At 63.1% G+C, this 16,833-nt stretch carries 13 protein-coding genes; 9 read left to right on the top strand and 4 right to left on the bottom strand.

Annotation, left to right across the window (positions count from 1 at the left end; translation table 11 throughout):
- The first annotated feature begins 19 nt into the window (after positions 1 to 19).
- The 9 genes from FYJ44_RS14945 (at position 20) to FYJ44_RS08235 (ending at position 13,206) form a co-directional block, all read left to right on the top strand.
- A complete protein-coding gene (locus FYJ44_RS14945) occupies positions 20 to 1,627 on the top strand; it encodes a LuxR family transcriptional regulator (protein WP_195840977.1) in 1,608 nt (535 codons plus the stop codon).
- A 256-nt stretch (positions 1,628 to 1,883) separates the two neighbouring features.
- Complete coding sequence (locus tag FYJ44_RS08200; protein WP_154511046.1) at positions 1,884 to 2,924, top strand: hypothetical protein; 1,041 nt, start codon at positions 1,884 to 1,886, stop codon at positions 2,922 to 2,924.
- A 151-nt stretch (positions 2,925 to 3,075) separates the two neighbouring features.
- A complete protein-coding gene (locus FYJ44_RS08205) occupies positions 3,076 to 3,351 on the top strand; it encodes a hypothetical protein (protein ID WP_154511048.1) in 276 nt (91 codons plus the stop codon).
- Between the two features lie 389 nt (positions 3,352 to 3,740).
- On the top strand, positions 3,741 to 7,391 hold the full coding sequence (locus FYJ44_RS08210; RefSeq protein WP_154511050.1) for an inverse autotransporter beta domain-containing protein: 3,651 nt from the start codon (positions 3,741 to 3,743) through the stop codon (positions 7,389 to 7,391).
- Between the two features lie 459 nt (positions 7,392 to 7,850).
- Positions 7,851 to 8,897, top strand: a complete 1,047-nt coding sequence (locus FYJ44_RS08215; protein ID WP_154511052.1) for an aspartate-semialdehyde dehydrogenase — start codon at positions 7,851 to 7,853, stop codon at positions 8,895 to 8,897.
- 22 nt (positions 8,898 to 8,919) lie between these two features.
- Positions 8,920 to 9,870 carry an aminotransferase class IV gene (locus FYJ44_RS08220; RefSeq protein WP_154511054.1) on the top strand — a complete coding sequence of 317 codons (951 nt, stop codon included), beginning with the start codon at positions 8,920 to 8,922 and terminating at the stop codon, positions 9,868 to 9,870.
- Positions 9,870 to 11,120, top strand: a complete 1,251-nt coding sequence (locus FYJ44_RS08225) for a glycosyltransferase family 4 protein (RefSeq protein ID WP_154511056.1) — start codon at positions 9,870 to 9,872, stop codon at positions 11,118 to 11,120. The genes FYJ44_RS08220 and FYJ44_RS08225 overlap by 1 nt, the downstream gene beginning before the upstream one ends.
- A 25-nt stretch (positions 11,121 to 11,145) precedes the next feature.
- Positions 11,146 to 12,060 carry a PP-loop family protein gene (locus tag FYJ44_RS08230; RefSeq protein ID WP_154511058.1) on the top strand — a complete coding sequence of 305 codons (915 nt, stop codon included), beginning with the start codon at positions 11,146 to 11,148 and terminating at the stop codon, positions 12,058 to 12,060.
- A 207-nt stretch (positions 12,061 to 12,267) separates the two neighbouring features.
- Positions 12,268 to 13,206: an AEC family transporter gene (locus FYJ44_RS08235; protein WP_154511060.1), complete on the top strand. Its 939-nt coding sequence runs from the start codon at positions 12,268 to 12,270 to the stop codon at positions 13,204 to 13,206.
- A 20-nt stretch (positions 13,207 to 13,226) separates the two neighbouring features.
- Here the strand turns inward: FYJ44_RS08235 and FYJ44_RS08240 are convergent, their stop codons facing one another.
- The 4 genes from FYJ44_RS08240 to FYJ44_RS08255 all read right to left on the bottom strand — a co-directional run bounded on the left by FYJ44_RS08240 (position 13,227) and on the right by FYJ44_RS08255 (position 16,707).
- A complete protein-coding gene (locus FYJ44_RS08240) occupies positions 13,227 to 13,808 on the bottom strand; it encodes a hypothetical protein (RefSeq protein WP_288230466.1) in 582 nt (193 codons plus the stop codon).
- An 11-nt stretch (positions 13,809 to 13,819) separates the two neighbouring features.
- Positions 13,820 to 14,926, bottom strand: coding sequence for a hypothetical protein (locus FYJ44_RS08245; RefSeq protein WP_195840978.1), 1,107 nt, complete (start codon positions 14,924 to 14,926; stop codon positions 13,820 to 13,822).
- A gap of 194 nt (positions 14,927 to 15,120) precedes the next feature.
- A complete protein-coding gene (locus FYJ44_RS08250) occupies positions 15,121 to 15,654 on the bottom strand; it encodes a hypothetical protein (RefSeq protein ID WP_154511064.1) in 534 nt (177 codons plus the stop codon).
- 192 nt (positions 15,655 to 15,846) lie between these two features.
- A complete protein-coding gene (locus tag FYJ44_RS08255; protein WP_154511163.1) occupies positions 15,847 to 16,707 on the bottom strand; it encodes an FAD/NAD(P)-binding protein in 861 nt (286 codons plus the stop codon).
- Between the last annotated feature and the right edge of the window lie 126 nt (positions 16,708 to 16,833).

The following is a 16,833-nucleotide window of genomic DNA, read 5'->3' on the forward strand; positions in this document are numbered from 1 at the left end:
TCCCGCCACGAACAGCTATGTGCCGCACAGTATTTTCGGGACCTTTCTGGCAAAGCGCCTGCCTTCCGCCCGCGACATCGATCAGGCCGCGCTGTGCCGCCGGGTGGCCGAATGTCATATAGGCCGTGAAGAGCTGATTTCCGCCCTGCGGTTTCTTGTCCGGGCCGGGCGGGATGAAGACAAGCTGCGCCTTTTGGAGCTTTTTGCCCTGCCGGGCGGCAACCTGCTGCTTTTCTTTTTCGCGGATGAAGTCATGGAAGCGGTCCAGGCCATAGCCTGGCCGCTGCGGGAGAAGCGGCCCCTGGAGTACCTGGCTTTTCTCTATTTTTGCCTGGCCGAGGCGCACGACCTGCGGGCCGTGACCCTTCTGGAGGAGGCCGAAGAGCGCTTTGCGCGTGCCGGGGGCATCGCTGCTCCCCTGAAGCGCCGTCTGGCGGGCGAGGTCCTGCTCATCCGCAATATGCTCGCCTTCAACGATTTGTGGGCCATGCGCGACATCCACGAGGCGGCGCACGGATTGCTGCACGGGCGTTCGGCCATTGCCAACCGGCAGATGATCTGGACTTTCGCCTGTCCGCACTCGGCCTATCTGTATCTGCGCGAACCGGGAACCTACAGGGACATGATCGCGCTCATCGAAGGCAACCTGCACTATTTCCATGAACTGACCGACGGTTGCAGCCTGGGCGCGCAGCCTCTCTTCCGGGCCGAATGGCTGCTGGAGCGCGGCGAATTCGACGATGTGGAAGGCCTGCTCGCGGCCTCCGCCCGCCTGGCGGAAAGCAAGGATCAGGTGACCACGCTGCTCAACGCGGCCTTTACCAGGGCCAGGCTCTGTCTGGCCACGGGCCGGGGCGAAGAAGCCCTGGCCCAGCTGCGGGACTGGAGGCCGCGCGTGGATGCCCTGGGCCATGTTGATCTGTCCACCTGCCTGGATCTGGCGTTGGGCTACGTCAGCGCCTGTCTGGGCCACGCGGAGGCCATACCGGCCTGGCTGCGCGAGGGCGATTTCGGCCCGACCCGTACCATCCCGCAGATTTTCGGCTTCATCCAGTTCACCCACGCCAAGGCCGCGTTGCTTGCGGGCGACGACGCCCGCCTGGAGTCCATCGCCAAAAGCATTCCGGAATATCTCGGCCCCTTTGACAATCTTTTTGCCCGCATCCAGGCCAAAGTATTGGAAGCCATTGCCGCGCACCGCCTGTACGGCCCGGAAAAAGGCGGCGTTTTGCTGGGCGAGGCGCTGGATCTGGCCAGACCGGACGGCATCCTCCTTTCCCTTGCTGAATACGGGCCGCATCTCCTGCCCTTGTTGCCCTGCCCGCCCTTGTCGCCGACCTCGCGTGAACACAAGCCGGACGGCTACCTCGCGGCCCTGGCCGGTCTGGCCGGGCGCTATCCCTGTGCTTCGCGGGAAGAAGCAAGCCAAGGCTGCGGGCCGATGCGGCTCACCTCACGCCAGAAAGATGTCCTGAGTCTGGCCTCCCGGGGCCTGCGCAACGCGGAGATTGCCACAGCCTTGAACGTCTCGCCGGAAACGGTGAAAAAAATCCTTTCCTCCGCCTACAAGCGTCTGGGCGCGACCAACCGGGCCGAGGCCGTGTGCAAATTCACCGGGCGACGCTGAACCGCCTCCTCTTCAAAAAAATATTCTTTTCCTCATAAATTACCCGTTCGGGGAATAGCCTCATCTATGGATTTGGGCTAACCTGTTCCTCAAGCTCATTTCATACATTGTCCGCAAAGCGGGGTATGGAGCGGTTTGACTTTGGAGAGGCGGGATCGCTCCGCAAGCCCTTGGCGCGAGAGGCCGCCAGACTGCTCTGGCCGTCTCAAGCGTGAAATGCCCTTGGTTTCCCTGCGTCAAACAACCGGAGGAAAACATGGTCGACATGGAACTGGTTCCCGGCGACGTCCTGCTTCTGGACCCGGAATGGATAGAGGACAAAGAGAGCAACGAAGTCCGGCAGGACTGCATCTCTCTGCTTATCTGCAAGCTGGACAACAGTCCCGTGAGCCATGCGGCTTTGTATTACAGGTATGACGAAAAGACGCGCCGGCACATCATGGCCGAGGAAAATCTGGGCGGCCTGGTGGAGTCTCCGCTTCCCGCGCCGAGCGAAAGCCCGCGCACCGTCCATATTCGCCGCTGTAACGTGAAAGGTTGCGACATGCCCGCGGTGCTCGCCGCCGCCGCGACATATCTGAACAACAAAGAGCCGTACTCCCTGGCCGGCTTGATCTGCGCCGGCTTCTTGCTGCTGACCAAACGCTACGTCGACGACCCTGCGTACATCAAGACGGTGGAATCCTGCCTCCGTAATGTGTGCGAATTGCTGCTTCTGTGCTACCCCGGCAAAAACCCCATGACCTGCGCGCAGTTTGTTGCCTGCTGTTATGACGCGGCGGGCGTCGAACTGGTTCCGGACGCGCCGGAGAGCCGCGCGGGCGGCGCGGATGCCGCCGCCGGGGTCTGCCTGGCCGATCTGGCGGCCACGGCCTTGCGCGCGCCCGGCGCCGCCGCCCCGGTCTGGACGGGCGCGTCCGGCAGTTTGTCCGCCACGGACTCAAAAGGCCTGGAAGACGAATTTGAACGGTTTTGCTGTACCTTACTGCGCCTTATGGAGGAGTGGGACGGGAGAAAGAAATCCCCTTGCGCTTCGTGTCCTGGAGACGCGGCCGCGGAGGTAACGGCCGAAGCCGCGGATGAAGCGTTGTTGCCGGAAAGTTTTGTGAACGCCGCTTCGGCTTTTGCCTGTATCGCTCTGCACGGCGTGCCGGAATCCGGCGCGGCCATGTCGGCCATGACCGCCGACGCGAGCGCGGACGACTTGAAAAAACTGCGTTACGCCTTTGTTTCGCCGGGGGATTTGTTCCGCTCCGCGAAATTGAGCGATGCGGGATATATTCCGCCGAAAAAATAGACAGGAGCAGTATTCCCCGTACCCACAACTGTTTTGTCCGGCGACAGTGCCGCCGGACGAAACGCATGCCGGGGCGTGGGGCGGAGCCCCGCATACTGTGGGCGGCCAACGCCCCGGCCGTTCAATAACCCTCTAACAGTGGGAGGTCACTATGTGTGGTCAATGGGATTTTACAAAGCCTCTGCAACCGAATGATGTGCCGAAGGATCTGGCGGCTGTTTTCGAGAAAACCATGAACAGCCTTTGCGGGGCGTCCTACAAAATGCTGCAATTGAGCGGCAGCCAGGCAGGCGCGCGTAATTTCCTCTTCATCTGCGAGCAGACCCTGGTGACGAATCCGCCTGTAAGGCATTATGTTACCGTTCTCCTCCACCTGGAAGGCGCGGGAGACAAGGCTTCCATTGTCAACATCGCACGGTTCTATTAGGCCTGTGTTTTTGAACGGATGGATGATCTGAGGTGAACACGGGGAAAATCGTTTCCCCATATCCGTTGAAGCAATCGCTTCAACGTATGACGAGCCATTCCGCAAGTTTCTTGCGGAATGGCTCTTGAATATGTTGCATGCCGTAAGCGCGCAAATACATGGCGCTTACGCCGCCGCGGCGGACGTCTGCTCCCGCGGCTTCCCATCCTCAAAAAAATTCTCGGCAGCGTATTTACCCGTTCGGGTAATAGGCTTTCACGTGTTCCTCCCTGTATAGTTCTGAAAATTCTTTCCTGCGCCACAAGCTGTGGCAGCAGTTTAAAGGCCTGGCCGTATTGCGCTGTGCGGCATGGCGTTTTTCGTGTCTTTCAGTGAAGGATGAAGTGAAGATGTGGTGTAAGGTTCTGGTCTGGATGTTGATGGCCGCCCTGGTTTTGCCGCCTTCCCTGACGGGCTGCGTTTCTCGCAACAGGGACTACCGCGCCGACGCCCCGACTTCCGGCCTGAGCCGGAACCGTGCTCCGTCTCCTGCTCTGGCGGAAAATACGGCAGGTGCTTCCTCCTCCCGGCGCGACGCCGCGCGCGAGGAAAATTCCCGCCCGCGCGGCCTGAACGAGGCGCTGTTCAATACCGTGCCCTCGTTCATGGGCCTGCCGGGCCTTGCGCCGCAACGCGGCGTGGACGGCAGCCTGGACGAGGGCCTGGGCTTTCATCAGGACGGCACAACGCGTAGGGCCGGAAGCGACAACGATTTTGACGGCCAGCGCGCCCGCGCCTATCAGCGGGCCGGGTTGGGGACCGGCCCGGGAGCCGGGATGGCGGGCCTGAACGGCCTCGCGCCGTCCTATGGCGACGAGCGCACGGCCGCGCTCTGGCATGACGTGGACTACAGCGGCCGCCGGGACGCCCGCAACGGATCGCGCTCCCTGGACAGCCTCAATCCCTTTGATATGGCTGTGGAGCGGGGCCTGAACTACGGCATGGGCCTGCTCAATTCCGCCGGGGAAGCGGCTCTGTCCGGCCTCACGGACAACGGCCGCGCCCGGCTGAACTTCCAGATGAACAAGGACGGCCGCCTGTCCGGCGAGGGCGACGTGCTCCTGCCGTTGTATGATGGCCGTTACACCACGCTCTTCACTCAGCTCGGCGCGCGCAGCATGGACGTCAACGGCGGGGAGGACGACGGCTCCCAACGCTGGATCGGCAATTTCGGCCTGGGCCAGCGCTGGTTCCCCCTGGCCGAAGACCTGGATAATGCCGGAAACCTGATGCTGGGCTACAACGTCTTTTTCGACAACGACTTCACCCGCTCCCACCAGCGCGGGGGCGCGGGCGTCGAGGCGCAGTACGACTGGTTCCACGTGGCGGCCAACTACTACACGCCGCTGTCGGGCTGGAAGGCCTCCCGCGACTTTGACGGGGACTTTGTGGAAGAGCGCCCGGCGCGTGGCTGGGACGCCCGCCTGAAAGCCTATCTGCCCTTCTACCGCAATGTGGCCCTGACCGGGGCTTACGCGCAATGGTACGGCGACCATGTGGCCATGTACGGCTCCAGCGATGATCTGGAAAAAGACCCGAAAGTCTGGTCCTACGGCGTGGAGTACACGCCCGTGCCCCTGGTTTCGGGCTTTGTGAAGCAACGCAGCACGGAACGGGGCAAGACCGACACGGAGTTCGGCCTGCAATTTACCTATCATTTCGGGATGCCCTGGGATGAGCAGGTTTCGCACGCCAAGGTGGCGGAACTGCGCAGCGTGTCGGGCAGCCGCCACGAATTCGTGGACCGCGAGAACCGGATCATCCTGGAATACCGGGCCAAGAACGCCTCTATGATCGAGTACCTGGGGCCGAACGGCGGCGCGGTCAACGAGTTCGTGTTCCGCATCAGAAACGGCTTTGACGAGTACAAGGCCGGGCAGACCGTGCGGGTGACGGCTTCCGGGGTGACGCTTGCCGCCGCGCCCGCCCTGCCGGAAACCTCCCTGTTGGCCCGCCTCGGCGGGGCCATTGCCGATTTCTTCTCCACGCCCACGGCCCATGCGGCGGACTTTTCGCAAAGCTACACCTCGGACGGGCAGGGCCGGTTCATCGTGCGGATCGGCAGTTCCTTTGCCGGGCCGGTGGCGTTGCGCATCCAGGCAGGAGATAACAGCCAGAGTTTTACCGTGAACGTGGTGGCCAACCTGCTGTCCATCACCACAGCCAGCCCCTTGCCTGATGCCGTCAACGGCACGGCGTACAGCCAGCCGTTTACGGCCACAGGCGGCACGGCTCCGTACAGCTTCGGCGTGACCAACGGCGCTCTGCCCGCGGGTATGGCTCTGAACAACGGCAAGCTTGAGGGCACGCCCACGGTTACCGGCACATATACCTTCACGGTGACGGCGACGGACAGTGCCGGCCCGACAGCCGCGACGGCCAGCAAAGAGTTCAAACTGACGGTGGGGGCCGCGCCCTTGTCCATCACTACGACCAGCCCCTTGCCGAATGCCACAGTGGGTACGACGTACAGCCAGACCTTTGTAGCGACAGGCGGCACGGGGGCGTATACCTTTGCCGTGGCCGATGGTTCTTCCTTGCCGTCCGGCTTGTTATTGAGCAACAACGGCACGCTCACCGGCACGCCCACGGCCGACGGCACATATACCTTCACGGTGACGGTGACGGACAGTGCCGGCCCGACAGCCGCGACGGCCAGCAAGGAATTCAGCCTGACGGTGGGGGCCGTGCCCTTGTCCATCACTACGGCCAGTTTGCCGGATGCCACAGTGGGTACGAACTACAGCCAGACCTTTGTAGCGACAGGCGGCACGAGTCCGTACAGTTTTGCCGTGGCCGACGGTTCTTCTTTGCCTTCCGGCTTGTTATTGAGCAACAACGGCACGCTCACCGGCACGCCCACGGCCGACGGCACATATACCTTCACGGTGACGGTGACGGACAGCGCCAGCCCGGCTGCGACGGCCAGCAAGGAGTTCAGCCTGACGGTGGGAGCCGCGCCCTTGTCGATCACTACGACCAGCCCCCTGTCGAGTGCTACGAAGGGCTTAGCGTATAGCCAGACCTTCGTAGCGACAGGCGGCACGGGGGCATATACCTTTGCTGTGGCCGATGGTTCTTCTTTGCCTTCCGACTTGTCATTGAGCAACGATGGCAAGCTCACCGGCACGCCCACGGCCGACGGCACATATACCTTCACGGTGACGATGACGGACAGCGCCAGCCCGGCCGTGACGGCCAGCAAGGCGTTCAGCCTGACGGTGAACCCAGGCGTCTACACTCTTACCCTGACCCCAACCGCTGGAGGAACTTTCAGCAACAACCAGAGCACGGGCAAAGTTTCGGCTACTCTGCTGCTGGACGGCAATCCCGCTTCCAACAAAACAATCACCTGGCTCGTCACGGACGCAAGCAACAATTCCAAGGCTGTGGTTGCCGGTTATAAGACCAAGAAAACCGGTCTGGCCTGGGGGGCATCCGCGCCCGGCACGCCGGAAAACGAATTGACCACGACCACGAGCAGCACCACCAACGCCTCGGGCATTGCCGAGATCAGCCTGACGGACGTGATGGGCGAGCGCGTGGTCACGGTTCAGGCGACTGCGGAGGGCCTCACGAAAACAGCGACCGTATCCTTCCCCAACGGGCCGTTGGCTGTGTTTGCCGGGCCGCCCAAGGGGACCTACTACTGGGGGAATAATGAAAGCGCTGCATCCACCTCTTTTCCCGCCGCGAATCAATGCGGAGCCAGCGATAGCGAGATCATAAACTTTTCCGATTATCCGCCTGCCAATTTCAGCACCATTTACGTTTCAGCAAGCAAGTTGCCCACGGTAGAGCAGCTTGTAGCGGTGGGCAAGGGTTCTGGTCGCGGCAAGGGCGCGGCCTATGCGGCCGGGTGGCCCCCCACCATCCCCTACTGGACGGGCACTGCGAGGGTCTGGAATTACACCTACCAGGCGGACGACCTGATCCTTAGCGACAGCACCTTCCATAGCCACGTTGTGACCAATACCTTCCAGACGGTTTGTCTGCCGTAAGGGTACCTTTGTCTTGTTTACAAGGGGGAGGTCTTTCCTCCCCCGCGTGAAAATTCTGCCTTTAAAGCTTGCCTTTTTGATTTGAGAACATATCCGCGCGAAGCGCGGTCGCGGTAAAAAATAATTTTTATCAGCAAAGGTTATCGCTCAATAGGAACAGAATGGAAAAACTCCATCTCAGCGCCGACGAAGAATATTGGCATTGCTTTCGCATGGGTGTGTTTTATCGCTTTACGAACAGAGCCTGCACTGGTTCAGCCATGCGATAAAGCCGCTCAAGCCCATGCCGAGCGGGTGAAAGGGGGCGGCGCGGTCTGAACCGGGGCGGCATACGGCGCCACAGCCGTCCCGGCGGGAGAGCGGGTTCCGGCTTCACTTTTCGGACAAGGGCGGTTATGATGCGCCCCTATCCGGCGTGGGAACGCGCGCCGCTTCTTCCATCAAGGAGACACAAAAGCCATGAGCGAGACATTGACTGTTGCCGTTGTGGGCGCCACGGGCGCCGTGGGCCGTGAAATGCTCAAGACGCTGCACGAGCGGAAGTTCCCGGCCACAAAAGTGCGGGCCTTCGCCTCGGCCCGTTCGGCGGGCGGCAAGGTTCCCTTCGGCGAGAGCGAACTCACGGTGGAAGAACTGAAAGAAGACGTCTTTAACGGCATTGATCTGGCCATTTTTTCCGCCGGCGGGGGCGCCTCCACCACATTCGCGCCGCACGCGGCCCACGCCGGTTGCGTGGTGGTGGACAATTCCGCGGCCTGGCGCATGGACGAGCGCTGCCCCCTGGTGGTGCCGGAAGTCAATCCCCAGGCTCTGGAAGCGCATCAGGGCATTATCGCCAATCCCAACTGTTCCACCATCCAGATGCTGGTGGTCCTGAAGCCCCTGCACGATGCGGCCAAAATCAGGCGCGTGGTGGTTTCCACCTATCAGGCCGTGTCCGGCACGGGACAGAAGGGCATTGAGGAACTGGAGCGCCAGGTGCGCGACCTCTTCAACGCCCGCGACCCGGAAAACAAGGTCTATCCCTACCGCATCGCCTTCAACGTGCTGCCGCACATCGACGTCTTCCTGGACAATGACTACACCAAGGAAGAGATGAAGATGGTCAACGAGACCGTGAAAATCCTCGACGATCCTTCGGTCAGGGTCACGGCCACCTGCGCGCGCGTGCCGGTGTTCTTCTGCCATGCCGAGTCCGTGAACATCGAAACCGAAAAGAAAATCACGGCCAAGGAAGCCCGGATCATGCTTTCCCAGGCGCCGGGCGTGAAGGTTTTCGACAACCCGCGCGAGCTCATGTACCCCATGCCCGCCTACTGCATCGGCGACGACCCCACCTTTGTGGGCCGCATCCGCGAGGACGAGAGCATCGACAACGGCCTGAACCTCTGGATCGTGGCCGACAACGTGCGCAAGGGCGCGGCGCTCAACGCGGTGCAGATCGCCGAGGAACTGCTCCGGCGCGATCTGGTCCGCGTGCCGGACAAGAACGTCTTCATGAGCTGAGCCCCCGGCGGAGAGGTACGTCATGCAGGCCGTGGATTCCGACGCCTATCTGCAAGCCCTTTTGTCCGCCCCCCGGCCGGGGGCGGACAAATTTCTGGCCTTTTACGATCACCGGGTGGGACGCATCGGTACGGACCCGCGCCTTCTGCTGCTGCCCCTGGACGACCACATCTGCCATCGCGGCGACGGCCTGTTCGAGAGCATCTGCTACCGGGAGCGGAAGATTTTCGTCCTGGACGAGCACCTGGCCCGCATGCGCGACGGCGCGCGGGCTCTGGGCATCACGCCGCCCTGTTCCTGGGAGGAACTGCGCGAGCGCATTCTGGACGTGGCCCGCGCCTCGGGGCGGGATCACGGCGACCTGCGCGTCTTTCTCAGCCGGGGGCCGGGCGGTTTCGGCATTTCCCCGGCGGAATGCCCGCAGGCCGGTCTGTACATTGTGGCCCTGGCCGCGAAACTGCCCAATGAGGACGTGTACCGCAAAGGGCTCACGGCCTTCAGCAGCGCCATTCCGCCCAAGCAGGAATATCTGGCCCGCATCAAGAGCACCAATTATCTGCCCAATGTCTTCATGGCCGTGGAAGCCCGCCAGAAAGGCATGGACGTGGCCGTGACCTTTGACGAAAACGGCTTTATGGGCGAAGCGGCCATCGCCAATCTGGGCATTGTGGACGCGCAAGGCCGCCTGCGCAGCCCGGAGATCCGGCGCATCCTGCCCGGCACCACCCTGCTGGCGGCCCTGGAACTGGCCGGGGAGCGTATGCCCGTGCTTCAGGGGCCCATCCACAAAGAGGATATCGCCACGGCCCGCGAAATGCTGCTGTTCACCAGCGCCACGCTCTGCGTGGCGGTCACCCGTTTTGACGACAAGCCCGTGGGACAGGGGGAATACCGGGGCAAGCCCGGCCCCACGGCCCTCTGGCTCAAGGACGCCCTGCTCGCCCGCATGCTGGCCCAGGGCACGCCCTACTGATGCGTATTCTGCTGCTTTCCCTTCAGAACGAGGAACAGGACGCCGCGCCCGGCGGCGGTTCCACGCGCGCGCGGCTGTGGCGGCTGGAGGAAGAGCAGACCCTGGCCCTGGTCCGGACCATGCGCGACGGCGGCCGTCTGGCCCCGCTGCTGGTCTGCCTCAAGGGCTCCCGTTTGCACGAGCGCGCCCGCGCCCTGAATCTGCCCCTGCTGACCGTGGGCGGCGCGGGAGCGGGCAATCCCCTGACCCTGCTGCGCCTCTGGAACTGGCAGCGGCGGCATAAAAAACTGCTGATCCTGACCGTGGGCGAGGAAGCCCCGGCCCTGGGCCGCCGTGTGCTGCGCATGCGCCCGGCGGGCGGCGGGCTGCTGGCCCACGCCTTCTTTTTGCGCCCGCCCGCGCCGGAGCAGTGCAACGGCAAGGACATGGCGGCGGCGCGGCATGTCCTCTGCGGCTCGGAACATGTGCGGGGCCGCATTCTGGCCGCCTGGGAACAGGCCCCGCAACAGGCCGCCGCGTCAGGGACCGGCGATGTGCTCCTGCCCCTGCCGCCGGGCATCAGCCTGGACGGTTTTGATCCGGCTCCGGCCCCCTTCCGCGAAGACGAGGGAAAGCATTTCATTTTCGGCATGGGCGAAAGTCTTGCGCCGCGTTCCGGCGCGTTGCTGGTGGCGCGGGCCATGGCCGCCATCTGGCAGCGCGACGACCTGCCCCCCTGGGAAGTGCGCATGCTGGGCGGCGGCCCGCGCTTTGAAGAAGTGCTGGACGAAGCCATCAGTCTGGGCGTGGAATCGCGCCTCTGTCTGCTCAACGAGCAGCACGAGCCCGACGCGCTGCGAAACTGTCACGCCTGGCTCGCGCCCGGCTCCTCGCCCGAGGAAGCGCCGGAAACCCTCTGGGCGGGCTTCGCGGCGGGCCTGCCGGTGATCTGCAGCCAGAGCGGCCTGCACCGGGAACGTCTGCACGGGCATGACGACGCGGTTCTGCCCGTGGCGGAGAACGATCCCCAGGCCCTGGCCAAAGCCATGATCGAGGTCATGCGCGACGCGGAGCTGCGGCGCGTTCTGGCGCAACGCGGCGCGGCCCTGGCTCCGGATACGGGCCTGCAGGCCATGGCCGAACGGGCCTGCCGCCTGTTCGAGGCCTGGCTTCAGGATTCGGAGGACGCGGGCGGCGGCGCGTCCGCTCCGGCGGCGCAAAGTCCGGCTGAGCCGGGCGCGGGCACGGACCCGGAGCACAAGATTTCCTAACCTCCCAGCCTGTTTCAGGACACGTATGAAATGTAAGATCTGCAAGGCCGAGGCGGTGGTGGCCCTGAGAAGCCACAATGCCGCCTTCTGCCCGGACTGCTACAAGGATTTTTTCGCCCGCCAGGTGGCGCGCGGCATTGAAGGCCAGAAGCTCTTCACCCGCGACGAGCGCATTCTGGTGGCCCTGTCCGGCGGCAAGGACTCCCTGGCCCTGATGCTGGAGCTGTCCCGCCAGGGGTACGACGTCACCGGCCTGCACATCGACCTGGCCATTCCCGGCTCCTCGGCGGCGGCGCGCGGCATGGTGGAGCGTTTCTGCGCCCGGCACGGCCTCAAGCTGCTGGTCAAGGATATGGCCGCCGAGGGCCTGCCCATCCCGGCGGTCAGGGAGCGCCTGCACCGGCCGATCTGCTCGGCCTGCGGCAAGATCAAGCGCCATTTCTTCAACAAGGTGGCCCTGGATGAGGGCTTTGACGCCCTGGCCACGGGCCACAACCTGGACGATGAAGTGGCCCGCCTGTTCAGCAATACCCTGCGCTGGGACACGGCCTATCTTTCGGATCAGGGGCCGCTGCTGCCCGGCGAGCACGGTTTCGCCCGCAAGGTCAAACCGCTCTGGCGGCTCACGGAATTTGAAACCGCCAATTACGCCTTTCTGATGGGCATTGAAAACCATTATGCGCCCTGTCCCTACAGCCCCGGCGCCAGTTTCACCGTGCTCAAGGGCTTGTTGCAGCGCCTGGAAACGGCCATGCCGGGCCGCAAGCTGGATTTTTACCAGGGTTTTCTGGCGCGCGGGCGGCCCGTCTTCGCCCGGCGCGAAGCCGAGGAGGGCGTGGCGCTGGCCCCCTGCCCGCGGTGCGGTTATCCCACGTCCTCGGGCAATCTGTGCGGGGTCTGCCGCATCCGCGAGGCCTTGCGCGCGGAGCCGGAGGCCTGATTCTCCCGGCGCCGGCCATCCGCCTGCGCTCCGCTCCGGCGGAGCAAAGGCAGCTTTGCCCAACACTGCAGGCGGCCATACGTGCCCAAATAACAATCTGAAATTTTACAAAATAAACCTACCAAGCACGTATTTTTCAGGTATGCCCGCCCCGGCGGCGGTTCCCGTCCGGTTTACGGATGCCGTAAAAGCCTGTAGAAAAAGGATATGCTTTTTCTGCACGCGCTGGGAGGGATCTTCGGCCTGCTGCTGGTGGTGGCGGTGGGGTACAGTTTGGCCTGGAAGGGGTGGTTTTCCACGGAATGCCAGATGCTCCTGCCCAGGCTGGTCACCTACGTGGCCCTGCCGCCTTTTCTGATGAGCACGTTTTTGCAGTCCTTTGACCGCGACAACCTGCTGCACATGCTCTACGGCGCGCTGCTGCCCTTCACTTCCCTGATCCTCACCTTCAGCCTGGCCTGGGTGGTGGGCAAGGCCGTGCGCGTGCAGCGCAAGCACTTCGGCCTGTTCTGCGCCTGCGTGTCCAACTCCAATACCATTTTTGTGGGCATTCCGGTCAATCTGGCCCTGTTCGGCGAGGAATCCCTGCCCTACGTGCTGCTCTATTACTTCGCCAGCACCATTTTTTTCTGGACCGTGGGCAACTACGCCATCAGCAGCGACGGCAACGGGGACGGGCGGGAGCGGACCCGCCTCCGCGACAACGTCCGGCACATCTTTTCGCCGCCCATGCTGGGCTTTCTGACCGGCCTGAGCCTGGTCATGCTCAAGGTGGAGCTGCCGCGTTTTCTGCTGGACGCGGCCAGATACCTGGGCAACCTGACCACGCCTCTGGCCCTGCTGTTCATCGGCATCACCCTGCAGAACATGGATCTGCGCCATCTCAAGCTTGATCGCGACCTGGTGCTGGCCCTGGCGGGCCGTCTGGTGGTGAGCCCGCTGGTGGTGCTGCTGCTTGTGCCGCTTTTTCCCATTCCCGAGCTCATGGGCAAGGTCTTCATCATGCAGGCCTCGCTGCCGGTGCTGATGCAGGCGGCCATTCTCAGCGCCTATTACCGCACGGACGCGGAATTCGGCGCGCTGATGGTCTCGCTGTCCACCCTGCTTTCGGCCCTGACCATTCCCATCTATATGAGCCTGCTGTAAGCGGGAGATACGGCACGATGCTACTTCCCCTGCATGCGGCGGAGGACGTCCAGAAGCCGCGCGTCGGGGGTGCGTTCACATTCCTCCCAAACCATTGCGCCGCCTCCTTGCGGCAGAGTCTGTAGTGTCGCCTCGCTACGGCCGTCTTTGGCCTGATCATAGGCATAGAGCCAGATGCCGAAGAAAAACGCGTCTTCATTGCAATCCCCGGCGGCCAGAATCTCCCGGCAGCGGACGGTGTTCGCCTTCCATGATCCCCGGTGCCAGGCCGTTTTCCGTTCTTGCCACACTTCGGCCAGGCTGCGGGCGGGTTCGGCGGTGCAAATCCGTTCCACCCGGGCCAGCAGAGAAGTTATGTCACGCCAGTTGAACCCTGTGCCGCCGTGCCGCGCGCTGACATAGGCGTCCAGCGTCAACGCCTCCAGAAAGCGTCGCATTTTTTCGCCGTCCGTCGCTGGTCCGGCCCAAGCCGCGCAGATGGCTGTGGCAGGATTTGAGAAGGAATGCCCTCCGGCGGCGTCCGGCGCCGCGTTTTGCGGGAACGCCGCCAAAGGCAGGAAAAGCAGAGCCGGCCAGCAGAACGAAAAGATGGTTTTTTTCACACCGCGCCTCCTTACCAATGCCGTTCCATATCTCGCAGTGCGTCGCGCAGCAGGGCTTCCGGCCGTCGGGCGCAGACGGCATCCAGGGCGTGTTCAAACACGCGATCCGGGTCGCCGGTCAGGGCAAACAGAGAACCGGGGACTCCACTTTCAGCCTGATTGTAGCCGTAGAGCCAGAAAAGAGAGAATAAATTCCGCAAGCTGTCTCCGCTTCTCGATGGAGTCAGCCAATCGGCGCAGGTGGTCTGGTCCGCCTTCAGCGTAAGTGGCCTGAGAATGCGCCAGAGTGTGATCAGCCGCTTCCGGGGCTGGGCCATGCAGATGTTTTTCAGGCGATCTCGGATGTGGCGCTTGGATTCCAGTGCGCTGGGCAGGGGAACACCATCCAACGCGCTGGCGTAGCCATCCACCTGAATGAGCGCGTTTTCCATGGCGTCCAGCCGCGTAGTGTCCCCGTATTTCAGGGGCTGGTCGCCGTCCAGTGACAGCCAGTCCGCGCAGGTGGCGGAAACAGGATCAAAATCTGACGCGACGCGGTGCGCGGCAGCCTCATCCGTTTTCATACATGCTGGCGGCAAAGGCAAACTTCGCGAGACCGGCGGTAAAACATCCCGGATCAGACGCCTGGGACGTAGCGCGCAGACCGTCAGCGCATCTCGCAGGGCGTCGCTGTTGAAAAGTCCCATGCGAGGCCCGCCGTGCCCCAGGCGCGTATAGCCGTGCAACCAGGCCAGAAAGGCCAGGGCGTGCTCATCCTTATCTTGTCCGCTGTCCGTGTTCGCCAGATCCCGGAGCAGTTCAGCGCAATTGCTCTGTTCCGCATTCCGGGGCCGCCAGTCGCGCGTGATTTTTCGCCAGAGCGGGAGCAGAGGCTGTTGGGGAGCGGCCTCGCAGGCGGCGAACAAATCCTGCACGGGTAGGGTGGGATCACAGCCGTCCTTTGGAGAGGCGTTGGCCACGAAGACGGCCAGATCAATCCGCTGCTGTCCGGCGCTGTAACCGTCGATCTGGCTCAGGATGAACATGACGGCCGGTGGGCTGGACGCAAGGATTTTTTCCAAGTCCGCGCAGATGGCTGTGGCAGGAGTAAAGGAGTTGATATTATAGTCTGGCGACATTTTTTTATGCCGTGTGGATGCCTGCGGCAAGGAGGGTATGGTGGTGAAAGCCGCCAGGACGATACAGAGTAACAGGAGACCGAACGGGCGGATATGTCGCATTCTTCCCTCCGGGCGTTGAAAAGGCCGTCGCTGGAGAGTTGGGACTCCACCGGCGCGGCCTTTTTGTCAGTCATCGGCAAAGACGGGCGACTTTACTTGGCGCTTTCCCGCATGACGTCGATCATCAGGGCTTCCGGCTGCTTGGCGCAGGCGTCCAGATAGGCCTTGAGGGTATCGTCGCTTTCCAGCACCGAGCCGGGCTTGCCGCTTTTCTGGCGGTTGTAGCCGTCCAGCCAGATAACAAAGCCGCTGCCGTCGTCTTCATTTTCGCTGTATTGCTTGCAGGTGGTCTTGTCCGCGCGCCAGGGGCCGTCATCGGCCACAGCCTGGTTTTTGCGGGCTTCCTGCCAGAGGGGGATGACCTTTTCCGTGGGCTTGGCCTGACAGGCGGCGTAGACCTGCTCCAGCAGCGGGGCCATGATGTTCGGGTCGGCCACGGGCTTGTCCAGCGCGGCGGCGGCATAGCCGTCAATCTGCAGGCCCTCGAACAGCGGCGGCTGGCCGGAAACGCCGGTGGCCACCAGTTCCGCGCAGATATAGGTGGCCGGATCAATTTTTTCGTCCGCCGCCTGGGCCGCCACGGGCAGGCTCAGCATAAGGCAGCAGAGCATAAACAGTTTTCTCATTTTTTCTCCCTTGGATGGAACAATGTTGTTTTTCCATTACCCACAAGCCCGCGCCTGTCAACAGGCGACAAGAAACGGCCGCCGGTTAGTCTCCGGCGGCCGCGCAGTTTGCCTCAGCCGTAGGGCGGCCATGCTGCCAACGGCTGAGGGCAGCAGAGCTAACACAGCCAGCGGGCAAAAAAGGCCGGATGCCTACAGTTCCGGCGGCAGTTCCTGCAATTCCTTCCAGGTAAACACCGGCCCGTCCACGCAGACGTAGCGGCCGCCGATATTGCAGCGCCCGCAGATGCCGATGCCGCACTTCATGCGTTTTTCCAGGGTGGTGACGATGTTTTCCGGCGCGAAGTTCAGCTTTTGCAGCGCCTGCACCGTGAACTTGATCATCACCGGCGGCCCGCAGAGCACGGCCACGCAATTGGCCGGATCGGGATTCAGCTCCAGCAGCACGTTGGGGATCAGGCCCACCTTGTGCTCCCAGCCCTCAAACGGGGCGTCGATGCACAGTGTGCAGTCCAGATCGGGGCGGCGCAGCCAGTCCTCCAGCTCATAGCTGAAGGCCATGTCGCGGGGCGTACGCGCGCCGTAGAGCAGGCTGATCTTGCCGTAATCCGCCTTGCGCTCCAGCAGATGCAGCATGATGGTGCGGATGGGGGCCATGCCGATGCCGCCGCCCACAAAGAAGACGTCCTTGCCCTTCCAGTCGTTGTAGGGGAAGAAGTTGCCCAGGGGGGCGCGCACGCCCACCTTGTCGCCGGGCGACAGACGGTGGATGGCGGCGGTCACTTCACCGGCCTGCATGACCGAGAATTGCAGATAGTCCTTCATGGACGGCGGGGAATTGATGACAAAGGTGGCTTCGCCCGCGCCGAACACTGAAAGCTGGCCCACCTGGCCCGGCTCGTGGCGGAAGGATTTCATATCCTCGGCGTTGTCCAGGATCACCCGCAGGGTCGTGATGTTGCCGGTTTCCCGGATGACCTCGGCCACAGTGGCGGGCATGGGTTTGTAGGGATTGCCCTGAGGCATGGGCCGGGGCGAGATTTCCCGCAGCATGCCCTTGCCCTTGGCGGCTTTGGGGGCCGCGGCGGGTTTAGTCTCAGTCTTGGGGGCCTCGGGAGCCGGAGCCGCGTCGGGCGTTTTCACCGTGGCGGGCGCGGCGCTTTCCCTGACGGCCAGTTC

Source organism: Desulfovibrio porci (genome assembly GCF_009696265.1).
Classification (GTDB): domain Bacteria; phylum Desulfobacterota; class Desulfovibrionia; order Desulfovibrionales; family Desulfovibrionaceae; genus Desulfovibrio; species Desulfovibrio porci.

Bases quoted from the DNA above. Each gene is read 5' to 3' on its own strand.
- FYJ44_RS08235 (WP_154511060.1), top strand. From the start codon at position 12,268: ATGCTTTTTCTGCACGCGCTGGGAGGGATCTTCGGCCTGCTGCTGGTG.
- FYJ44_RS08205 (WP_154511048.1), top strand. From the start codon at position 3,076: ATGTGTGGTCAATGGGATTTTACAAAGCCTCTGCAACCGAATGATGTG.
- FYJ44_RS08200 (WP_154511046.1), top strand. From the start codon at position 1,884: ATGGTCGACATGGAACTGGTTCCCGGCGACGTCCTGCTTCTGGACCCG.
- FYJ44_RS08250 (WP_154511064.1), bottom strand. From the start codon at position 15,654: ATGAGAAAACTGTTTATGCTCTGCTGCCTTATGCTGAGCCTGCCCGTG.
- FYJ44_RS08220 (WP_154511054.1), top strand. From the start codon at position 8,920: ATGCAGGCCGTGGATTCCGACGCCTATCTGCAAGCCCTTTTGTCCGCC.
- FYJ44_RS08230 (WP_154511058.1), top strand. From the start codon at position 11,146: ATGAAATGTAAGATCTGCAAGGCCGAGGCGGTGGTGGCCCTGAGAAGC.
- FYJ44_RS08215 (WP_154511052.1), top strand. From the start codon at position 7,851: ATGAGCGAGACATTGACTGTTGCCGTTGTGGGCGCCACGGGCGCCGTG.
- FYJ44_RS08225 (WP_154511056.1), top strand. From the start codon at position 9,870: ATGCGTATTCTGCTGCTTTCCCTTCAGAACGAGGAACAGGACGCCGCG.
- FYJ44_RS08210 (WP_154511050.1), top strand. From the start codon at position 3,741: ATGTGGTGTAAGGTTCTGGTCTGGATGTTGATGGCCGCCCTGGTTTTG.
- FYJ44_RS08255 (WP_154511163.1), bottom strand. From the start codon at position 16,707: ATGCTGCGGGAAATCTCGCCCCGGCCCATGCCTCAGGGCAATCCCTAC.
- FYJ44_RS08245 (WP_195840978.1), bottom strand. From the start codon at position 14,926: ATGTCGCCAGACTATAATATCAACTCCTTTACTCCTGCCACAGCCATC.